At 45.2% G+C, this 21,000-nt stretch carries 16 protein-coding genes; 11 read left to right on the forward strand and 5 right to left on the reverse strand.

Translation table 11 applies throughout. From position 1 onward, the window contains the following. Positions 1-2 precede the first annotated feature (2 nt). The 3 genes from FY557_RS05230 to FY557_RS05240 form a co-directional block, all read right to left on the reverse strand. The gene (locus tag FY557_RS05230; RefSeq protein ID WP_149246237.1) at positions 3-1,277 is read right to left on the reverse strand and encodes a TolC family protein; all 1,275 of its coding nucleotides are present in this window, start codon (positions 1,275-1,277) and stop codon (positions 3-5) included. A gap of 283 nt (positions 1,278-1,560) precedes the next feature. Beyond that, positions 1,561-2,925, reverse strand: coding sequence for a sensor histidine kinase (locus FY557_RS05235; RefSeq protein WP_149246238.1), 1,365 nt, complete (start codon positions 2,923-2,925; stop codon positions 1,561-1,563). Positions 2,926-2,930: 5 nt separating this feature from the next. After that, a complete protein-coding gene (locus tag FY557_RS05240) occupies positions 2,931-3,605 on the reverse strand; it encodes a response regulator transcription factor (protein ID WP_149246239.1) in 675 nt (224 codons plus the stop codon). A gap of 199 nt (positions 3,606-3,804) precedes the next feature. Between FY557_RS05240 and FY557_RS05245 the strand changes: the two genes are divergently transcribed. After that, a complete protein-coding gene (locus FY557_RS05245; RefSeq protein ID WP_149246240.1) occupies positions 3,805-4,800 on the forward strand; it encodes a hypothetical protein in 996 nt (331 codons plus the stop codon). A gap of 336 nt (positions 4,801-5,136) precedes the next feature. Beyond that, entirely contained in the window at positions 5,137-8,166 is a 3,030-nt protein-coding gene (locus FY557_RS05250) for an ATP-binding protein (RefSeq protein WP_149246241.1), read from the forward strand. Positions 8,167-8,360: 194 nt separating this feature from the next. On the opposite strand, the gene FY557_RS05255 is transcribed toward FY557_RS05250, so the two are convergent. Then, complete coding sequence (locus FY557_RS05255; RefSeq protein WP_149246242.1) at positions 8,361-8,708, reverse strand: helix-turn-helix domain-containing protein; 348 nt, start codon at positions 8,706-8,708, stop codon at positions 8,361-8,363. A gap of 56 nt (positions 8,709-8,764) precedes the next feature. Here FY557_RS05255 and FY557_RS05260 point away from each other — a divergent pair, with 56 nt between their 5' ends. Further along, the gene (locus FY557_RS05260) at positions 8,765-8,980 is read left to right on the forward strand and encodes a hypothetical protein (RefSeq protein ID WP_149246243.1); all 216 of its coding nucleotides are present in this window, start codon (positions 8,765-8,767) and stop codon (positions 8,978-8,980) included. Positions 8,981-9,329: 349 nt separating this feature from the next. After that, complete coding sequence (locus FY557_RS05265; protein WP_149246244.1) at positions 9,330-9,893, forward strand: hypothetical protein; 564 nt, start codon at positions 9,330-9,332, stop codon at positions 9,891-9,893. A 317-nt stretch (positions 9,894-10,210) separates the two neighbouring features. Here the strand turns inward: FY557_RS05265 and FY557_RS05270 are convergent, their stop codons facing one another. Further along, the gene (locus FY557_RS05270; RefSeq protein WP_149246245.1) at positions 10,211-10,807 is read right to left on the reverse strand and encodes a Crp/Fnr family transcriptional regulator; all 597 of its coding nucleotides are present in this window, start codon (positions 10,805-10,807) and stop codon (positions 10,211-10,213) included. A gap of 445 nt (positions 10,808-11,252) precedes the next feature. Here FY557_RS05270 and FY557_RS05275 point away from each other — a divergent pair, with 445 nt between their 5' ends. From FY557_RS05275 to FY557_RS05305, 7 genes are all read left to right on the forward strand, one after another. Beyond that, complete coding sequence (locus FY557_RS05275; RefSeq protein WP_185151656.1) at positions 11,253-11,852, forward strand: Crp/Fnr family transcriptional regulator; 600 nt, start codon at positions 11,253-11,255, stop codon at positions 11,850-11,852. Between the two features lie 291 nt (positions 11,853-12,143). Further along, positions 12,144-13,286 carry an efflux RND transporter periplasmic adaptor subunit gene (locus FY557_RS05280; RefSeq protein ID WP_149246247.1) on the forward strand — a complete coding sequence of 381 codons (1,143 nt, stop codon included), beginning with the start codon at positions 12,144-12,146 and terminating at the stop codon, positions 13,284-13,286. A gap of 13 nt (positions 13,287-13,299) precedes the next feature. Continuing rightward, the gene (locus tag FY557_RS05285) at positions 13,300-16,452 is read left to right on the forward strand and encodes an efflux RND transporter permease subunit (protein ID WP_149246248.1); all 3,153 of its coding nucleotides are present in this window, start codon (positions 13,300-13,302) and stop codon (positions 16,450-16,452) included. Then, positions 16,430-17,824 carry an efflux transporter outer membrane subunit gene (locus FY557_RS05290; RefSeq protein ID WP_185151657.1) on the forward strand — a complete coding sequence of 465 codons (1,395 nt, stop codon included), beginning with the start codon at positions 16,430-16,432 and terminating at the stop codon, positions 17,822-17,824. The genes FY557_RS05285 and FY557_RS05290 overlap by 23 nt, the downstream gene beginning before the upstream one ends. A 12-nt stretch (positions 17,825-17,836) precedes the next feature. Next, entirely contained in the window at positions 17,837-18,928 is a 1,092-nt protein-coding gene (locus FY557_RS05295) for a sensor histidine kinase (protein ID WP_185151658.1), read from the forward strand. Between the two features lie 9 nt (positions 18,929-18,937). Then, on the forward strand, positions 18,938-19,693 hold the full coding sequence (locus FY557_RS05300) for a LytR/AlgR family response regulator transcription factor (protein WP_149246251.1): 756 nt from the start codon (positions 18,938-18,940) through the stop codon (positions 19,691-19,693). 26 nt (positions 19,694-19,719) lie between these two features. Next, the gene (locus tag FY557_RS05305; RefSeq protein ID WP_149246252.1) at positions 19,720-21,000 is read left to right on the forward strand and encodes an MFS transporter; all 1,281 of its coding nucleotides are present in this window, start codon (positions 19,720-19,722) and stop codon (positions 20,998-21,000) included.

The raw sequence follows: 21,000 nt of genomic DNA on the forward strand, positions 1-21,000 counted from the left end.
TCTTAAAGGTCTTTTCCTACGACGTACTGCAGGTTTTCAAAATATTCGTTCAGTTCCTTCCTGGTATCGAGGATGATGATTTTATTGTCGATGAAGGTTTCCAGGAAATCCATGTATTCCAGCATGCTGATGTTCCTCAGCCTGAAATTTTTCTCATGGCTTACCAACAGGGAATCCAGCGTACTTTCATAGTCATCGTCCAGTTCGGCGGAGATCTTTTTTGTCCTCAGGTAGTTTTGGTACACGGAACTGATTTCGTTCTGTGACTTCACGATATTCTTTCTGGTTTCATAGGCTGTTTTATCGACTTCGATCCGGGCATCCTGGATATTGCCTTTGTTCCGGTCGAAGATGGGCAGATCTAAGGAAACGCCCACGCCTATGAAATCCTTCATGATATTTCCGCCGCGGTCATAGCCCACGGAAAAAGTAAGGTCGGGGGTTTTCAGGGCATTTTGGATCTCAAGGTTTTTCAGGGCCTGCTTTTCCTGGTTTCTGGCAAGCAGGATGTCGGGCCTGTTTTCTGCGGATTCGGCAATCCATCGGTCAAGATCAAGCTCGGAAAAATCTCCCGGAGGCTGTTTCAGGGAGTCGGTGATGATGACGTAACGGTCTGCCGGCAGCATCAGCAGGGCTTTCAGTTCCGTCTGGTGCTCTTCCGCTTCCTGTTGGAGGGAGACCTGTTTTTTCCGGAATTCCACTTCCTGCGCTTTCAGCCGGATGTACTCGGCTTTGCTGATGTTCCCGGCATTCAGCTGGTTTTTATAGGAGGCCGCCAGTTTCGTAATAGAAGAGATCTGGCTCGCGTATAGCTGTTGCAGTTCCTGGTTGTAAGCCATCTCCGTCATCGTATTGCGGAGCAGCTTTTTCAGTTCCCGCAGCACTTCCTGCCATTCGTATTTCTCGCCGTCCACTTCAATTTTCTGAAGCTCGATATTTTTCCTCCGCTTGCCGGCGGTTTTGATCACCTGTTCAATTTGCACCGAAATCTGGGAGCTTTTTCCCCAGTTGCCGATAAGCGCCGGCTGTGCTTCGATGTCATACGTCCGCCAGAGGTTCACCTCATCCACGGTTAAGGTAGGATTCGGCCAGTATTTCGCCTGCAGCACCCGGGCTTCTGCCTGGGAAATTTCCAGTTTCCGGACAATAAGGTCAATATTTCGCTCAAGGAATGCAGACTCTGCCTCAGATCTGCTGATTTTAACCGTATCGCTCACCTGTGCGGAAGCGTACGCGAAAAGCGGAATGCAGAGTATCGTAAAAATAATTTTCTTCAAAGCCTTTTATTTAGGCGGCAAAGTTATTTCCGGCAGATTAGAGGGAATGTCAAGCTAAATTAAGATTCGGTTAATCCAACATTAGAGTTTGGTTAGAAGGTGGATGGATAGGCTGGATGCTGGATGCGGGGTGCTGGGAGTTTTTGTGGTTAGTGGTATGACCGACTGTTAATCAAAGCGCCAAAAATTCCCCTCCCCGGAGGGGTGGCGAAAATTCAAAGAATTTTTGACGGGGTGGTTTAAGAATAACCGGTTCAGAAAGCATAAAAACTCAGACAAAACCTCAATTCAAATCCCCGTTAAAAACCAGCGACACCGTCGTCCCTTTCCCCAACGCAGACCCAATGCTCATCTCAATACCGTGATGCCGCAGAATGCTCTCCGACAGCGACAGCCCGATACCGCTTCCTTTCACTGCACCCACGTTTTTCCCGCGGTAGAACGTCTCCGTAATCTTTAATAGATCTTCCGGCGCGATCCCGACCCCGGAATCTTCAACATCTATCGCCAGATGTCCTTCTTTTTCATAAATACGGATGGTCACCGGGCTGTTGTCCGAGTATTTCAGCGCATTCTCAACGATGTTGTACAGCGCGAGGTAGAGCAGGGTTTCGTTGCCATGGTATTCGAGAAGGGAGAAATTGGTCACTTCAAGTTTTACGGAAATCACGGCATGATTCCGGTTCCGGTGATTCTGCAATTTTTCATGGACTTTCCAGACCACTTCATCGATGCGGAACAGCTGGCGGGGTTTTTCGATTTTCGAAAGCCCGGACATCAGCAGCAGGTTGTTGAGGATGCTCTCGATTTCGTAGACGTTTTCCAGCACTTCTTCGGCGACTTCTCTGTATTCCTGCGGCGACCGTTCCTTCCGCGCGAAGACTTCCAGGCTGCCCGAGATGGCGGCCAGCGGCGTCTTGAACTCATGAGAAACGTAATTGATGAAGTTCTGCTGCAGCAGCATGTTTTCGCCGATTCTTCCGAGAAGGCGGTTGTAGGATTTGATCAGCTCATCGATTTCATCGTGGGTGTTGGTGGAGGTGATGGCCTGCGAAATATCGGTTTCACTGACGCTGTTGATGCGCCGGATCACTTCCGAGACCGGTTTGTAGACGACCTTGGAAAGGTAGCGGCTCAGCAGGTAAATCGCCAGCAGCCCGACCGCCAGTACCGAAAGCATAATGATCAGCAGCCGGATGACCTGCGACGAAAACGAATCGCTGGACGACTTCACGAAGACCACGAAATTCCCCTGGTTGTCCGGGTAATAAATCCCGTAATAGAAATGGTTGTCCGCCATAAACTGGACCTTTCCGTTGGCGCGGGCTTTCTGGAGGTCCTGCGGTCTGATGTTCCGGTCATCGAGGTTCATGCCGAAGGTCACCACATTGTTCGGGTTGTACACCGCGACCTGGCTCTTCTGGATGAGGTGGTTGTATTCTTTTTTGATCTGGGTATGCCTCGGTTTGGGAAGCTCGTCTTTCTCCAGGTAATAAATGGCAGAGATCAGCGCCGTATTTTTCAGCCGGTCGAAATAGGCCAGCTTCGTGCTGTCGTAATAGGCGATGAAGATCACCACAAACGTAATGACCGAAACGATGCCGAACGACAGGCTGGAAATCAGGGTAAAGCGGTTCCTCAGCGTCATAGCGGTCAGTCTTTGATGAGGTAGCCGGCCCCTTTTACCGTGTAAATGATCTGCTCCCCGGATTCATCGATCTTGTTCCGGAGGTAGGAGATGTAGACATCCACTACGTTGGTGGTGCTGTCGAAATTGATGCCCCAGACGCCGTTCAGGATCTGGGTACGGCTCAGCACTCTGTTTTTGTTTTCCAGCAGGAACAGCAGGAGCTTGTATTCCGTGGGCGACAGGTTCACCTGCCGGTCGTCCTGCGTCACGGTGTGGAGGTCTTTATTGAGGGTGATGTTCCGGCAGTGCAGCAGTTCCGGGCTTTTCTGATAGGACAGCCGGTTGCGGCGGGTCAGCGCATTGATCCGCGAAAGCAGCTCATCAAAATGGAAAGGCTTCGTCAGGTAATCATCGGCGCCCAGGTCCAGCATTTTCACCTTGTCGTCCGGGCTGTTCAACGCGCTCAGCACGAGGATCGGGATGTGGATTTCCTTAAACCGGATCAGCTGCGTCAGCTGGATCCCGTCCAGGCCGGGAAGCATGAGGTCCATCAGGATCACCTCAAAATCATAGGCCCCGATCATCTCCCTTGCCGCTTCACCGCTTTCGGCCAGGCTCACCTGATGCCCCGCTTCGCCCAGCCCCTTCACCAGAAACCGGCTGATTCTTTCGTCATCTTCTACCAGGAGAATATTCATGTTGGGAAATTAAGCCCTAAGATAGGGAATTTTGGGGTAATGGAATTTTTGAATTGAAAGACGTTGATAATATAGGATATAAAAATTCAGTATAAATACGGATTGCCGTAAACCTGCATAATTTCTTATTATTACATTTGATTTTATAGCATGTTTTTAAACTAATAAAGCAGAACTCTTAAGATTTATTTAAATTGAAATGAGAAATTACGATATTGAAATAGATAATACTAAAAAATATAATATATTAATGTCCAATGAGATATATGATTACAGAGATACACCTTTTGACGGTTTAATCTCTCAATATTATGAATTTTGTAAGGACAATTTAGATATTCAAAGCAGAAAAATAGATATTAATCCGAACATAATAATTTTTAACAACTTTTTTAATTCAAATGCAGTAGCAAAGTTGATGAATGGAGTTTTTTCAATCTCTATAAATATTGGTTTGATAAAAAAATGTAGTGATAATTTTCTTGTAAATGAAAGGTTAGATCAGTTCATTGATAATAAATTTAAAGAAATTACTGATAGGCTAGATAATAAAATTTCAGGTTTAGGTTTTCAGATTGCAACAAATTTCACATACTATCATGAACTAGCACATTTATTTCAGTTTACTAAAAAAAATGAAGACTTTAAATTAAATGAAAAAGTTGAGAATTCGTCTGACTATAGTTTAGAAAAACATTATTTAGAAATAAATGCTGATGCTTTTGCTTCGATTGCTTTGGCAAGTCATATCTCTCAATATTTAGAAAAGAGTTTCGGAGAATCTTTAAATCAGACTATCGCAGATAATGTAATTATCATATTAGGCTCTTGCTTGCTGAATCATATTGCAAACTTTTATTCAGACATCACAGCAATTTATTTTAATGAAAACTCGCATCCGCATCCAATCCTAAGAATTTTCAATTCTCTTCTTAATCTTACAAACTATCTTAATCAAAGCACAGTGCTCCAAAAGCAGAACATAAATATAGAATGCGCTACAATGTTTAAAAAAATAATTGACTTTTACAGAGAAATGGAGACTAATAATATATTTGATACTAATTTTGGTGGTGCTATTGATGCAGCTGAAAAAGTAGAGAAAGAAATTATTGAATACTTAGGGCAACTTATAGAATTTAATCTAACTGAATATCATAATGCTTTAAACTTATGGAATAGCCAAATGACATAATTACATCTTTTATATGTAAACTGATAATCAATAAGATCTATATTATTAACTTCTAACTTGCTAGTAAAGTTTTTTGACTAAGAATCTTTGCTTGGAATTAAAAAAGAGAATTAAAGTAATAAATCTGTATTATCTTAAAATTAAAAATATGGTTTCAAATCTCATTTCTTCTAAAGATAAATGGGAGATTTATTTATAAATGCATAGTTACTAATATCAATACAAATGTAATGAGTTACAATGATTAATTGTGAAGATTCTGATATTTAAAATATTTATCCAAGAAAAGTCTTTTACTTATAATTTAATTATTTTTGTATAACAATTTTGAAAATAATGTCAACTCAAAACAATATTTCGCATAAGTTTGAAGGATTATCATTATGGAACCATTTCGTAAATAATTCCGGAGCTTTAGTTACAGATATAGCAATGGTACAACATCATATTGACTATGCAATGCCATTATTGGATCGGTATACAGAAACATTTAGAAAGTACACTTTGCATAATGAGCAGCATCAAAGGAATATTGTAAAGATTATGGGTGAACTGCTCGGATCGAATTTATCAAAATTAACAGCACTTGAGTCTGCTATGTTGTTGCTAAGTGCTGTCTATCATGATATAGGAATGGTATATTCTGAGAATGAATTAGCAATTATTACTGCCGAACCTAAGTTCCAAGATTTTCTTAGGGAAAATCCAAAAGCGATGTTAGAATATCAACAGAATGACCAACAGATTGATGCCAGTTTAATTGAATGGTATTGTAGATCTATGCATGCTGAGCGAGTTTGGATTTATCTTAATAAAGTTAATAGTGAAATACCTTTAAAATGGGGAAATGCTTCTGTAAAACAAGGTCTCGGCCATCTTTGTGAAAGTCATAATTTTATTGTTGAAAAGATTATTAATGAACTACCCAATTTCAATAATCATTACTTGGGAAATTGTGATCTTGTTTTTTGTTCAATATTATTAAGGCTTGCTGATATTTTAGATTTCGATAATACTAGAAGTCCTAAGAGCGTATATGAATTTTTAGACTTGGATAATCCCAAAAACAAACTTGATGCATTCAGCAAAAAAGAATGGGAAAAGCATCTCAATTCTAATGGTTTTGTATTTGAGTGGGATAATAATAGTAGTAAAGTAAAAGCTATTTTTAGTGCAACAACGCCGCATCCTAACATTGAATTAGCTATTAAATCATTTATTGAAACAATAAATTCTGAACTTGCATCTTGTCATAAATTACAGCGCTTCTGTTCTCAAAGATGGATTAATCATCCATTGCCTGAAGAGATTGATATTCAGAATATAACAGCAGAAAACTATCAATCAGGCGATTATCATTTCAGCTTATCTGAGGATAAAATATTAGACCTTTTAACAGGCGATGGGCTATATAATGATGAGTTTATTTTTATCAGAGAGCTACTGCAAAATGCAATTGATACAAGCAGGCATAGAGAGTTTTATGAAATGCAATCTAATTCTTCATTTATAGTTTCTCCAATCGAAGTATCTTTTTTCGAAGACAGTATGGGTTACCAATGGATAAGGATTGATGATTTCGGCATGGGTATGAATGAAGACATTATTGTCAATCATTTACTTAAAAAAGGTGAGTCATATTATAATTCAGATAAATTTAAGCTTGATAAAATTAAGATCAATAAAGTCTTAGCTAAGGATTTTGTTCCAATAAGCAGATTTGGCATTGGTCTGCTTTCTTGTTTTATGGTTGGAGATAGGATTGAAATAAATACCAAGCATATTTCATCCGGTGCTGATTCTTTCCGTTTAGGTATAGAAGGTAGAAATGCGCATTATATTTTACAATCCCAAAAAAGACACCATGATCCACTTTCAATGCCCTCAAAGTATATTCCAGATGAAGGATATAGAAATGAATGTGGAACTTCTATCGCGGTAAGAATTACCACAAATAAGGAATTTTTAGGTTTTGACATAAAAACTGAACTTGAGAAATTTATCGTTTGTTCACCAATACCAATTTTGTTTGAGGGAAATATAATCGGAGGGAATCATGAGGATGTGGTTAAAAAGCCGTGGGTAAATGATGAAATGATTCAAATTAGTTCGGCTTTCGTTGAGAAAGTTGAAGCGACTTTTAATATAAAATTCAAAAAGGGGATTAATATTGTTCTCCAAAATATAAATATCACCAAGCGATCATTAAATCCTAACTTAAAAGGTCAGCTTGCTTTTATTGCAGTTAAAGCAAAATATGAAAACCTAGGTGCTTTTAGAGATATTTCTTTTGCGTTAGGCTTTGATAATAATCGTTTCACATTAAACGTTTACGGAACAAAAAAAGTGAAAAAGAGCAATGTTAAAAATATTGAATTACATGAGATTATAGATATAAATTTCATTATTGACAAATTAAAAATTCCCGAGATTAATCAAAATCATAGGTTTGATAGCCAAGAATTTCGAATTAGAGAAAATATATTATTAAGTCATAATGGTATTGCATTAGAAGACCCCCGTGCAATCTTCACTCTAAATCTTGAACGTATCAATCGGGAATACGCAAAATCCAATCATAATAATTATTCTTTTATATATTTTGGAATTTTATACTTTCAGGATGATCTCTTACCAGATCTTAGTGTGTCCCGTAATGAAATAAAGGGACTTTCGTTTGATCTTGTCTCAAATCTGAGTTTTTCTCTTGAACCACTTAATCAATACCTTCATAATGCTTTCCATAATTTTACTTTTTTCAAGAGATATGGCCGCTTTGATGAGTTTAATTCAAATGAAATTGAGAAATCTGGTTTTTACAATAAAAATCAGATCTATCTAGATAATTACATAACTTTGGAAGTTGAAGGTAAGATATGTAGTATTGAAGAACTTAAAAAGGAAAAGTTTATTAATAAACAATTTCGTTATAATTATTATCGACATTCGTTCTATGATGATTTGATTAATTATGTCATAGAGCAAAATTTTGATGTAACAATAGCTATTGACGAAAATGGGGACTCTTGTAAGTTTTTTATCAGCAATCGACATAGTCCTTTTCCAAAGGCCCTACAAGGTTTTATGCCAATTACATTCGTTAGTTTTCAAGAAGATGATCGCCTTTTTTTCGGTCAAAAAATGAACATTAATCATCCTTTCATTAAATGGTATATCGTTGCCGTACCAATTTTAGATGCAGATTATTCTTATTATTCAAAACAATTAATTTATACATTCTTCAATAGCAGTAAGGAAATTGCTTATGAAAACTGCACTAATATTATAGATCGACTCAATATTGTTCTACCTGAATATTTGAAGCCATTTAAGAATTTTACATTGAAAAAGTCTGATTTAATATAATGTCAAAATATTTCTATAATTTTTAAAAAAGTTAGATTGGAAATTATGCTTAAATTTGCCGGTTTTATGTTAATATTTTTTCGAAATAATAAACCTTTAAGCTTTAAAACTAAATTTAATATATTTTGATAAATATTCTTTATTTATAAATAGTATTCCAAAGTTTATATCTAGATAGCGATTAACTGCCATTTTCACTCAACCCCCTCAATCCCCACAACCTCACTCTCCATCACCTTCGTCCCGCTCTCATTATAAACCTGCTTCACAGTAACTTTGATGCGGTCATGTTCCGGGGTAGAGAAATCCATCAGTTCGGAAATGTTTTTAAAGCCGAAAGCTTTGGCCAGCAACGAAATGTGGCGGGTAGAATACTTTTGATGTTGCTTATAGGATTCAACATTTCCTACAAATTTTGTAGCAACTCCCATCTCAATACTAAGTGCTTCCTGTGACCAGCCTTTTGATATTCTTAATGATTTGATGTGTTCAATGAAAGCAAAATCAAATTGATAAGTCTCAAACGTAAATATTTTCTCCATTTTTTTACCTTACTATAGTGGGGTATAGAATTATTTTTATATATTTGTATCAGCGAATGAATAACAGCCTCTGTAGACCCGTTACAAAAACGCATTCCGAGCCGGCACAACGATTTCCATCGGGAAAGCCCTGTGAAAGGGTTTTCAAATGGCATCACTTTTCCGTCGGCAAAAGGGTGGTTCCAGCGCAGGTTTCAGGGGGAAGTTATTCTCAGACAAAAATGATGAAAAAGAACATTTCCACCCTGCTGCTGAGCGGCCCGCCGGCCTGACCGGAGCCCTTCAGCATCAGCGATTACCGTGCGGTACCGAAACTGCCTGCAAAGGCAGGAAGGCGGGGTACCGCCGCGCCCGAAAACCGCCGCCCTCCGAAATTCCTTTAAGCCAAAGGAAAGCCGAAGCACGTTTAAACGCACCCTTAAAAGTACTGGCTTTCTTTCAATTTTCCAAATTATTTTCGTTACGGAAGGAATTTATAAAAAATGAACCGTTTGCCTGCCGCAGCGCGGAAGCATGGCCTTGCATCCGGTCAGGGTCTGGCCTTGAGACCGTCCGGCTCCGGCGTGCTCATGATGACCTCGGCAGGCAGATAACATTCCGGCCCTACGGAGAAGTTCCGTGGTGTCCAGGACAACCCGTAACCTAAATAAACAGAAAATGAAAAAGAGAAAAAGAGATTTCGGAGCCCGTTTCTGGTCCGGCACCCGGAAGCATTCGGCGGTCGGCCTGCTGGAAACCTTCTTCCGGTTCAACGACCTGGCCGAAGTAGAACAGAACCTCAGCCTCATGATGCAGTGCTCGGTCCGGCAGAACACCCGGATCCGTAAAGACCCTTCCGAAATCTTCCACCTGTACCAGTCGCTGCGGTCGCTGGTCCGGGCCGCCCGCCTGATCGGGGAAAAAGCAGAGAAAGGAACGTTCCGGGTTTCTCCGGAACCCCATCCTCCAATGCCGCTGACTTTCCTTTCGGCCGAGGAATACCGGGATCCGGTGCGGGTCTTACGGCGTGCTTTCAAAACCTGCACCCTGCAGGAATACGATGACTTTCTCTCGGCGGTAGTGTATTTTTCGCTGGCAGATGCAGGGTGCGAAGAGGAGAGGAGGATCGTCATCCCGTACCTCCAGCTCATCAAAATGCTCGATGCCGCCTGGCTGATCGTGGAAAGGGCTGCAGCCGGAAAGTAACCGGATTTTTTACCACAAACCGAAGGTTCGAGGCAGCCAATAGCCACAAAAGCTTTTGGACACCTTGGAAATTATGCGCACGGCCAGGCTGAGGGTCTCTAAGCCCCGCATCATCGGTGAAAATCCGTGGGAGATTTCTTTTCATTAAACAGCAATCCGGACACGAATCTTCCGCTTATCGCTGATATTACGCCCGGATCCCCTGCGGGGACGGCAGACGGCATGTAGAAATTTGGCCTTCGGAAGGGATTGGCATCCCGAAAGAAAGTGGGAAAAATTTGGCTGTTTCCTTTTTATTCCGTGAAAGATTTGGGTTTTCAGTATAAAATTTTCCTTCCTTCCAGCCGGATGGTATTTTCTTTTTCCATTTTTTTAATGATCCGGATGGTGGTTTCCAGTGAAAGCCCGGTAAGGGAAGCCAATTGCTGTCTGGTATAGGGAATTTCCAGAGAGAACTTGTCTTTTTTGGCCCTGGATTCCTTCATCAGCTCCATGATCTCAGTAAGCCGTTCTTCAGCGCTTTTGCTGGTAATGGTATGCATCAAGGTCTGCTTTTCAAAAGTGCTGTCGGCAAGTGCGGCATACATTTCCTTGAAAACCAGGGGATTTTCCCGGAGCAGCCGGAAAAACCGGCTACCGGCCATTTTCAGGAGGCTGCATCTGGAAAGCGCCACGGCATCTACCGGGTAGGTTTTTCCCAAAATAAGCATGGCTTCCCCGATACCGGATTTTTCATGAATGATCTCCTGTATAAATTCCTTTCCGTCCTCAGGATAGTTGGTAAGCTTCACTTCACCTTCAATAATATAGAAGTAGAACTGAGGAAAGGTATCCTGGCGGAATATATAATCGCCGCTCTGGTAATGCTGTTCTACTGCTCCTGCCGAACGCAAAAGTTTTTCGCTGATGCACATACTTAAAGTTTTAATTTTGGAATATTTCTTCTGCACAATGCATCGTGTTGCATCCGTTCAGATGCTTTACCGGTAGATTTCAGGTGAAAAGAAATATCATAAAGCCATATCGCATGGATTTTTGGGCTCGTCAAAGATACAGCTATCGCCAGCTTATAAATATGATGTAGATCATATTCTGTAAAAACGGGACGGTGACTTTCAATTTGTTGACCTTTCCGGATGGGCCTTTCCGGAGTTCAGGCGGCGAAATGCATGCCTCTCATCCGTGCTCTGTAAAGTACGGAATATCCATTATTTATCTTAGATAAATTCTTAGCTGTCTTTCTCTGACCAAAATCATAATAAAAAGGAAAATTTGATTGTATATTTGTATGGTGTTGCGTGTATGCCTTGATTATTGGGTATTTACGCAGGCAGCAAATGGAATTATTTAATGAGCGCTATGGCCATCAAAGAAGATTTACTCATTACTTTTGGAGCGGAAATGCTTCATGTAAAGCAGTCCGAGATAATTTTTAAGGAAAATGATGCGCCGGAGTATTACTTCCAGATTAAAAAAGGCAATATTAAACTTACGAACTTTAAAAATGAAAATGAAGAATTCATCCAGAGTTTTCATAAAGAAGGCGATTCCTTTGGGGAAATATTCTTATTCTGCAAGCACCGGCGATATCCTGTAGCAGCCATGGCAACGAAGGATTCCGTTATCCTGAAACTGGAATATTCTAAATTTTTAAAAGTACTGGAATCCGACTTTGAAATCCAGCTGGATTTTCTGAGAAACTGTGCGGAAAGAACCTATTACAGCTATACTTTTTTAAACAGCCTGACCTCCGAAGATGCAACCCACCAGCTGTTGACGGTACTGGATCACCTAAAGGAAAACCAGCATGCCGCACCCGGTATTCCTTACAAAGTTCCGTACACCAGAAAAGAACTTTCCCACCTCACCGGCCTTCGTATTGAAACCGTTATCAGGATCCTGAGAAAACTGGAAAGCGAAAACGTTGTGAAGATCGTCAGGGGACGGGTGTATTATTAATAGCACCCGGAAGCTTTTCCCAAACGGGTCTGTGCCCATTTTTATATTCGATAAGGTAAAACAACGGCCATCCGGTCGCTGCGTGGAACCGAAGCCAGGCATCATCCGTGCAGGTCCGCGGGAGGTTAATCCGATTCCGGCAGGTTCAGTTATATTTTTTCCGGTTCTTCGAATCACACTTTATCACTTCATTTCCTCATTTTACCCGCCGTTTTCTGCATTTCAGTCATTAAAGGGTTCAAACGTCCAGGGAGCAGCGGTAGCTTTGCCTTAAATGTAAGACAGAGCGTAATGAAACCAGAAAAATACCTTAAAACCCTCAACGCCGGATTCCTGGCAGCCGTTACAGTATTCATCATGAGCTGTAGAGGAAGTAAGGAGCAGGACAGCATGGATCAGGCAGAACCTGTTCAGGCTGAAGTGATGATCCTTCATCCCGCTGAAGCGGTGGTGGAACAGACCTTTCCGGCCGGCCTTCAGGGAAAAGACAACGTGCAGCTGCGGCCGCAGATCAGCGGGTATATCGACAAAATCTATGTGGATGAAGGGGCTTACGTAAAAGCCGGGCAGCCTGTATTCAGGATCAACGCCAATGTATACCGGGAGCAGAAAAATACGGCGTCGGCAGCATTGGGCATGGCCAGATCCCAGCTGGCTGCTGCAAAGCTGGAGCTGGATAAATATAAGGTCCTCACCGAAAATAAAGTCGTGGCCGATTTCCAGTACCGGAAAGCCAGAACCAATTATGACAATGCGCTGGCTGCCGTCAGACAGCAGCAGGCCCTTGTTGCCTCGGCTGATCTTAATCTGGGTTTCTCTACCGTAAAAGCGCCGGTCAGCGGTTACATCGGCCGGATCCCCAACCGGATCGGCGCACTGGTAGGGCCTAATGACGCGCAGGCTCTTACAACACTCTCGCAGGTGAATGAAATCTATGCCTATTTTTCCCTTTCCGAAAAGGAAATCCTGAACATCAGCGCCACCCGTCCCGGAAAAACCCTGATCGAAAAACTGAAAGGCTTTCAGGACATCACTTTACTGCTTGCCGATGGCAAACCGTACAGCCACACCGGGAAAATCGATATGATGGACGGGCAGTTCGATCAGAACACCGGGTCCGTATCGCTCCGGGCTTCCTTTCCGAACCCGGAAGGCCTGCTCCGGACCGGCAATACCGGACGGATTGTGCTGAAAACCATGCTGGAAAATGTCTATAAGATTCCGTTGCTGGCAACCTATGAAGTACAGGACAAGATATTTGTCGGGCTCGTCAACCGTCAGAACAAAGTAACCCGGAAAGCCCTACAGGATTTTACGCGGTCGGGAAATTTCTACCTGCTGAAATCAGGCTTTGCCCCGGGCAACCGCATCGTGGCCAACGAGCTGGCCTCCATTCCTGAAAATTCGACCATTACGCCAAAAGCCGTTCAATAAAAACCTTCCGGATATGTTCAATAAAATTATCAAAAGACCCGTACTGGCTACGGTGATCTCCATTATACTGGTGCTGCTGGGCGTTGTAGGCTTACAGCGCATCCCGATGACGCAGTTTCCGGAGATTGCCCCGCCTACCGTTTTTGTTTCCGGCGTATATCCCGGCGCCAATGCGGAAAGCGTGATCCGCTCGGTGGTGACGCCGCTGGAACAGGCCATCAACGGCGTAGAGCAAATGCAGTACATGACGTCCACCGCCTCCAACGACGGCAGTTTTTCCGTTACCGTAATCTTTAAACAGGGCGTGAATCCCGACCAGGCGGCCGTTAATGTCCAGAACCGCGTCGCCCAGGTGAATGCCCAGCTGCCCTCGGAAGTCATCCGGCTGGGCCTTACCACCACCAAACAGCAGACCAGCAACCTGATGGTGGTGAACATCAACAGTGAGAAACCGGAGCTGTATGATGAAGCTTTCCTGCAGAATTATGCCAGCATCAACCTCGTTCCGGAGCTGAAAAGGATTCCCGGAGTCGGGAACGTAAGCCTGTTCGGGGCCAAAGACTATTCCGTCCGCGTCTGGATCAATCCCTCGAAACTCGCGGGGTATGGCCTGGTTCCTGCCGATGTGGAAACGGCCATCCAGAACTACAGCTTTGAATCTTCACCGGGAAGCCTGGGAGAAGAATCGGATGCCCAGCTGCAGTACGTCCTGCGGTACAAAGGAAAACTGAACAAACCTGAAGAATTTGAGAAAATCATCCTCCGTTCCAAAACAGACGGCTCCGTCTTGCGGCTGACGGATGTGGCCAGGATTGAATTCGGGCTGTCCAATTATTCCAGCGATACCTTTACCGACGGGAAACCTTCGGTGGTATTTTCCGTGATCCAGGCCAGCGGCTCCAATGCCAGTGAAATTGCCGTTAAAGTTCAGGAATCGCTAACAAAGTTCCAGTCGCAGGTGCCGGACGGAATCACCTTCCAGATTATCCAGAATACAAAAGACCGCCTGGATGCCTCTATCTCGCAGATGAAATCCACGCTGGTCGAAGCCTTTATCCTGGTATTCATTGTCGTGTTGGTTTTCCTTCAGGATTTCCGGTCGACCCTTATTCCGGCCATCGCCGTTCCCGTATCCATCATCGGTACTTTCTTTTTCATGTACCTGATCGGTTTTTCGGTAAATGTGCTGACATTGTTTGCGTTGGTACTGGCTATCGGAATTGTGGTGGATGATGCGATCGTGGTGGTGGAAGCCATCCACGCCAAAATGGAAGAAACGGGGGAAAGCGCCGGGACGGCCACGGCTTCGGCCATGAGCGGGATCAGCGGGGCGATTGTTTCGATCACCCTCGTGATGTCCGCCGTCTTCCTTCCCGTCGGATTTATGGAAGGCCCGGCCGGTGTTTTCTACAAGCAGTTTTCCTATACGCTGGCCATTGCCATTGTGATTTCCGCCGTTAATGCCCTGACTTTAAGCCCGGCCTTATGCGCTTTGCTGCTGAAGAACAAGCATGCGGAACATCAGGGGCAGCCTGAGAAGTTTACCCAAAGGTTTGCCCATGCTTTTAATGCCGGTTTTGAGCGGCTGACGGATAAGTATGGATGGGCGATCCGGTTTTTAGGAAAAAGAAAAATCTTGGCTTTGGGGGCTCTGGCCCTGATTGCTTTCGGTGCTTTCTTCCTGATGAACAGTGCACAGAAAGGCTTCGTGCCGGAAGAAGATGACAATAACCTGAGTTTTGTCGTTAACCTTCAGGCCGGTGCCAACCTGCAGTACATCACCCGGGAAATGGAAAAAGCGACGGAAATCGTCCGCCGCATGCCCGAAGTGAAAAGCATCAGCACCGTTTCCGGCTTCAATCTGTTCAGCTCCGCGGCTTCACCCAATTCCGCGATGGGATTCATTACCCTGAAGAATCCGGAAGACCGGGGAGAAGTATCGGATATGAATAAAGTGATGGAAAAAATACAGTCTGCCGTAAAGGGAAAAATCAAAGGTGAATTTATGATTTTCAGGAACCCGGCAGTGGAAGGATTCGGCACCGCCGGCGGGGTGGAATTTGTGCTTCAGGACCGGGCTTCGGGAAGTATTGCCGATTTCGAGAAAGTGAGCAAAAAAGTAATTGATGCTTTAAGCAAAAGGCCGGAGATCGGGACTGCATTCACCAGTTTCAGAAGCGATTATCCCCAGTATGAAGTGGTGCTGGATGAAGACAAGGCCCAGCAGCTGGGGCTTACCCCTAAAGAAATTATGGATGTGATGCAGCTGTACCTTACCGGTTCCCAGACCACGGATTTTATCCGTTTCGGAAGATTGTACCGCGTCAACGTCCGTTCTGAGGCTGAATTCAGGAAAAACGAAGCTTCGCTGGATAATATGATGATCCGGAACCGCGAAAACAAGATGGTTCCGATCGCTACGCTCGTCAGCCTTAAAAAGGTTTACGGTCCGCAGGTCATCAGCCGGTACAACCTTTACAACAGTATTTCCATTAATGCGAATGCTGCCGGTGGTGCCAGCACCGGCAAAATAATGGGTGTAATTGACGATGTGCTGAAGAAAGAACTCCCAAAGGGCTACAGCTATGAATATGGAGGCCTGAGTCTGCAGGAAAGGAATTCCGGTTCGCAGATGCTCTTTATCTTCGGCCTCAGCATCCTGTTTGTGTACTTCTTACTTTCTGCCCAGTATGAAAGTTACCTGCTGCCACTGGCGGTGATGCTGTCCCTTCCGACAGGGATTGTCGGGGTTTTTATCGCCACGGGACTGGCCGGTATCGATAACAATATTTATGTCCAGATCGCGCTCATCATGCTCGTCGGGCTTTTAGCCAAAAACGCCATCCTGATCGTGGAATTTGCCATCCAGCAACGCAAAGCAGGCCTGTCGGTCTTTGAAGCCGGTATTGCAGGAGCGAAAATGCGTCTGCGGCCGATCCTGATGACCTCTTTTGCCTTCATAGCCGGCCTGGTACCGCTGATGTTTGCGAAAGGAGGAACGGCGATGGGGAACAGGTCCATCAGCATCAGTGCCGCCGGAGGAATGTTGAGCGGCGTCATCCTGGGGGTGATGATTATCCCGATTCTGTACATGGTGTTCCAGTGGCTGCAGGATAAACTGTCAATCCATAAAAATGAGAAAAATGAAAAGACTCACTCAATATAGTTTAATAACAATGGTCTGTTGCGGGGTATTGCAGTCCTGCAAAGTGACCCGTGATTATCAGAGGCCGGAGCTCAATCTTCCGGCATCGTTCAACGCAGGATCGGATCGCGTAAAAACAGCCGAAATCCCGGCTTACCGGGATTTTTTCAAAGACCGGGAACTGATCGCCCTGCTGGACCAGGTGATGGCGAAGAATCCGGATCTGCTGATCGCTTCGGAGGAAATCCTGGCTTCCGAAGCCCAGCTGAAAAGTGTAAAGCTGAATTACCTTCCCGATATCAGCCTTCAGGTCAACACCGGGATCCAGCGGCTGTCTAAAAACAGCATGCAGGCTTCTTTCGGTGGCGGCGTAATCTTCCGGGAATATAACTTTGCACCGGTGGTCTCCTGGGAGGCCGATTTCTGGGGCAGGCTGAAAAAGCAGCGGGAAGAATCGCTTGCGAATTACCTCAGCAGGGCTGAGAACAGGCGGGCACTGCGCGTACAGCTGGTGGCACAGACGGCCCAGGCTTACTATAACCTGTTAAGCCTCGATGAACAGCTCAACATCACCCGGCAGGTTGAAAAAAGCATGCAGGAAACTGTTTCCATGCTGAAAACCCAATATTCGGTAGGGGATGTAACGGCGCTGGCCGTCAAACAGGCCGAAGCCCAGCTGGCGGAAACCCGTGCCCTGATCCCCGAGATCAAAAGCAGCATCACGGTCCAGGAAAATGCCTTGCAGACGCTCGCCGGGAATTATCCCGATGCGGTAAAACGATCCCGGAATTTCGATGGCCATGCGTTTACGGCTGACCTTGAAAGCGGTGTTCCGGCTGATCTCCTGGCCAACCGCCCGGATGTAAAACAGCAGGAATTACTGCTGCAGGCCGCTTCCGCCAGAGTAGGCATCGCCAAGACCGAATTTTATCCAAGCCTGAAGATCACCGCACAGGGCGGATCCAATGCCACCAGCCTGGCCAACTGGTTTTCCATTCCGGGATCTTTGTTCGGTACCGCCGCGGCCGGTCTTACACAGCCGCTGTTCAACCGGCGAAGCATCCGGTCGGGTTACGAACAGGCCGTTCATCAGCGGGAAGCGGCGGTACAGGCGTTCCGGAAATCGGTACTGGCGGCAGTAGAGGAAGTAAGTACCGCCATGAGCAATATCGTCCAGGTAAAAGAACAGCTGAATGAAGTGAACAACCGTAAAAAAGCAATGGATAAAGCCATTACCGATGCACAGCTGCTGTATAAATACGGCGAAGCGAATTACCTGGAAGTATTAACGGTACAGCAAAGTGCCTTCCAGGCGGAACTGGCCGATGCAGCGGCCCGCCAGAAAGAAATAAATACTTATCTTGCTTTATATAAATCGTTAGGCGGAAATTAAATGGACGGAAATTTGAAAAACCGGTCAGGATCGATGTGGAAAACCATTTTTCAGTGGAGCGGTGTACCGGTTTCACTGGCACTGGCCCATGTCATCCAGTACCTGCTGAACCCGCAAAGCAGATGGTGGGATTTTTATACCCAGGCACGCTGGACGGAAATCTGGATTACCATCGCCGGAGGCATTGCGATGTATGCCGCTATTTTCGGAATCATCCGGGTGCTGTCCGGATGGGTCAACAGGAAAAACAGGCTGAGAAACAATATTCTGGCCCATTTTGTCCTGACTACCGGTGTGGTTGTTGCCTGCATGTTTCTGCTGCTGTACCTGGAAAACGTTTTTTATGAGCAGCTGTGGCCGGAATCTGCCGACGGAAACGGAGAATTGGAAACAGACGTGCGGAATTATCTGGTGGTGAACCTGGTGGTCGCCGCATTTGTCAACAGTTTCTACAATTCCTTTTTCTTTTTCGAAAAATGGAAATCGGAGGTTACCGAAACCAATAAGCTGGAAATCCTGTCGCATCAGCTCAGGGAAAATGCCCTGCAGGCTGAGCTGGAAGTGCTGAAGCTGCAGCTGGATCCTCATTTCCTGTTCAATAATTTCAGTATCCTGACCCAGCTCATCGAGATCAATAAAGGCGCGGCGCAGGAATTTTTGTCCAGCCTTTCCAAAGTGTACCGGTACATCCTCACCACCGGTAAAAAAGACATCGTCTCCCTGGATGCGGAACTGAAGTTTGTGGAAACCTATTTCCATCTCATTAAAATCCGGCATGGGGAAACCATCCATCTGACCGTTGACGTGCCGGATAGCGACAGAAGGAAAGGCATTCCGCCCGTTACTTTGCAGCTGCTGCTGGAAAATGCCATCAAACATAATATGTCTACCCTGAAAAATCCGCTGTTTTTGTCGATTATGAGTGATAACAACGGTAAAATTATCGTGAAAAATAATCTTCAGCGCATCAATATCGATTATAAAGGTACCGGTATGGGACTGAAGAATATCAAAGAACGGTACCAGCTGCTGGAAGGCAGAATGCCGGAAATCACGGAAACCCGTGCTTCTTTTGAAGTGGTGCTGCCGCTGCTGAACATTTAAAATAAAACAATGAATTACCTGATTATCGAAGACGAAGCCCATAACGCGGGGCTGCTGAAAAGCCTGGTGGAGAAAACAGATCCTGCAGCCCGCTTGCTGGGCATACTGCCCACCGTGCAGGAAAGCACGGAATGGCTGGAAGCAAACCCTGCACCCGATGTCATTTTTATGGATATCCGGCTGGCAGATGGGCTGTCATTTGAAATTTTTAACCGGGTAAAGATTGTTTCGCCCGTTATTTTCACCACCGCTTATGATGAGTATGCTTTACAGGCATTTAAGGTCTATGGTGCTGCTTACTTGCTCAAGCCTGTTGAAAAGGATGAGTTGCAGGAGGCGCTGGAAAAGGTGAAGCGCCTTCAGCCGAAAATTTCCGGGGATGAGATCGGTGCCATCATGGAGATGTTCCGTACCCGCGAGAAAACGTACAGAAGCCGCTTCCTCCTGCATTACCGGGAAACCTACAAAGTGATCCCGGTAGAAGAAATCGATTACATCTGCCTGGAACACAAAAACGTTTATTTCCACCTGCTGGACGGGACTTCCATTGCCGTTCCGTATACACTGGAGGAGCTGGAGGAGCAGCTGGACCCGCAGTTTTTCTTCCGGGTGAACCGGCAGTACATCCTGAATATCAACAGCATCGACAGCATCCACAAATATTTCAATGATAAGTTGAAAATCGTTCTGAAAAGGAATCGCCAGGCAGAAGTTATGGTAAGCCGGATCAGGATCCCTCAGTTTAAATTGTGGCTGGACCGATAACCGGCCTGTTCCAAACCGTAAATTTTATGAAATCAAAACCTGATAAGCTGCCTGAAAAAAGACAGATTAATGAAACGATATTGCCCGGAGCCAACTGGCAGAAACGCTACTGGTTTATTTTCTCAGGGCAGGCCTTTTCCATTATTGGTTCTGCGCTCACTCAATTCGTTCTCATATGGTGGATTGCGGATACCACCGGGAGCGTCAGTAAACTCGCGCTGGCCGGGACGGCTGCCCTTCTGCCGCAGGCATTGCTGAGCCCGGTAGCAGGCGTCATAGCAGACCGTTACAGCCGGAAAACGATCATGATCCTTGCTGATGTCACCAGCGCGGCCTGTGTGGCCGTTCTGGTCATACTTTTCCTGACGGATGATGTTGAGCTTTGGCATATTTACCTGATGATGGGCATCCGCGGTGCCATGCAGGCTTTCCAGTCTCCGGCCGTTGAGGCCAGTACCGCCATGCTGGTTCCGGAATCTTTTCTTCCGAGAGCCGCAGGCCTGAACCAGATCCTGATGGGAGGGACGCTGGTCGCCGGCGCCCCGCTTGGAGCCCTGGCTGTAACTGCCATGCCTTTGGGGTGGGCTTTGAGCATTGATGTTTTTACGGCCCTGCTGGGTATTGCACCGCTGTTCTTTTTTACAGTTCCGCAGTTCAGGAAAGAGAAAGGCAATGCCCCGTTTTTCAGGGAAATCATCTCGGAACTTGGCGAAGGGATTGCCCTGGTCTGGAAAGACCACGGACTGAAAAGGCTGTTCCTGATGCTGGGCGGCATTGTGCTGATTATTATGCCGACTTTTACCTTTGTGCCGCTTCTCGTAAAAGATCATTTTAAAGGCGGCGTGGAAGAGGTAGGCATCATGGAAGGGCTTGCCGGTGCGGGGATGGTAGCCGGAGGTATTTTAGTGACAATCATCGCGCCCAAACGCAAAATGACCTGGATTCTTGCCGGTCTGGGACTGTCCTGTATTGCCATCAGCCTTACTGCCCTGATGCCTGCCCACCTGTTCTGGGCTGCTGCCTTCTGGTGGATGATCAGCTCTTTCACTTTTATTTTCGCCAACGCTCCTTTAACAGCGTTGTTGCAGACCATTATTCCCAACCAGATCCAGGGAAGGGTATTGTCACTTCTAAACATGATTATGGCATTGGCAGCACCGGTCGGGCTGATGGTGGCCAACCCTCTGGGAGAATGGCTGGGGTTACGCGGACTGTTCATAGGCGTTGGGGTTCTCAGCGGTATAGCTGCATTTGCAGGATTTGCTTCACCTTACCTGAGGAACCTTGAAGACCGAAAAGTAAAATAA

Source organism: Chryseobacterium sp. SN22 (genome assembly GCF_008329705.1).
In the GTDB taxonomy this organism is placed as follows: Bacteria; Bacteroidota; Bacteroidia; order Flavobacteriales; family Weeksellaceae; genus Chryseobacterium.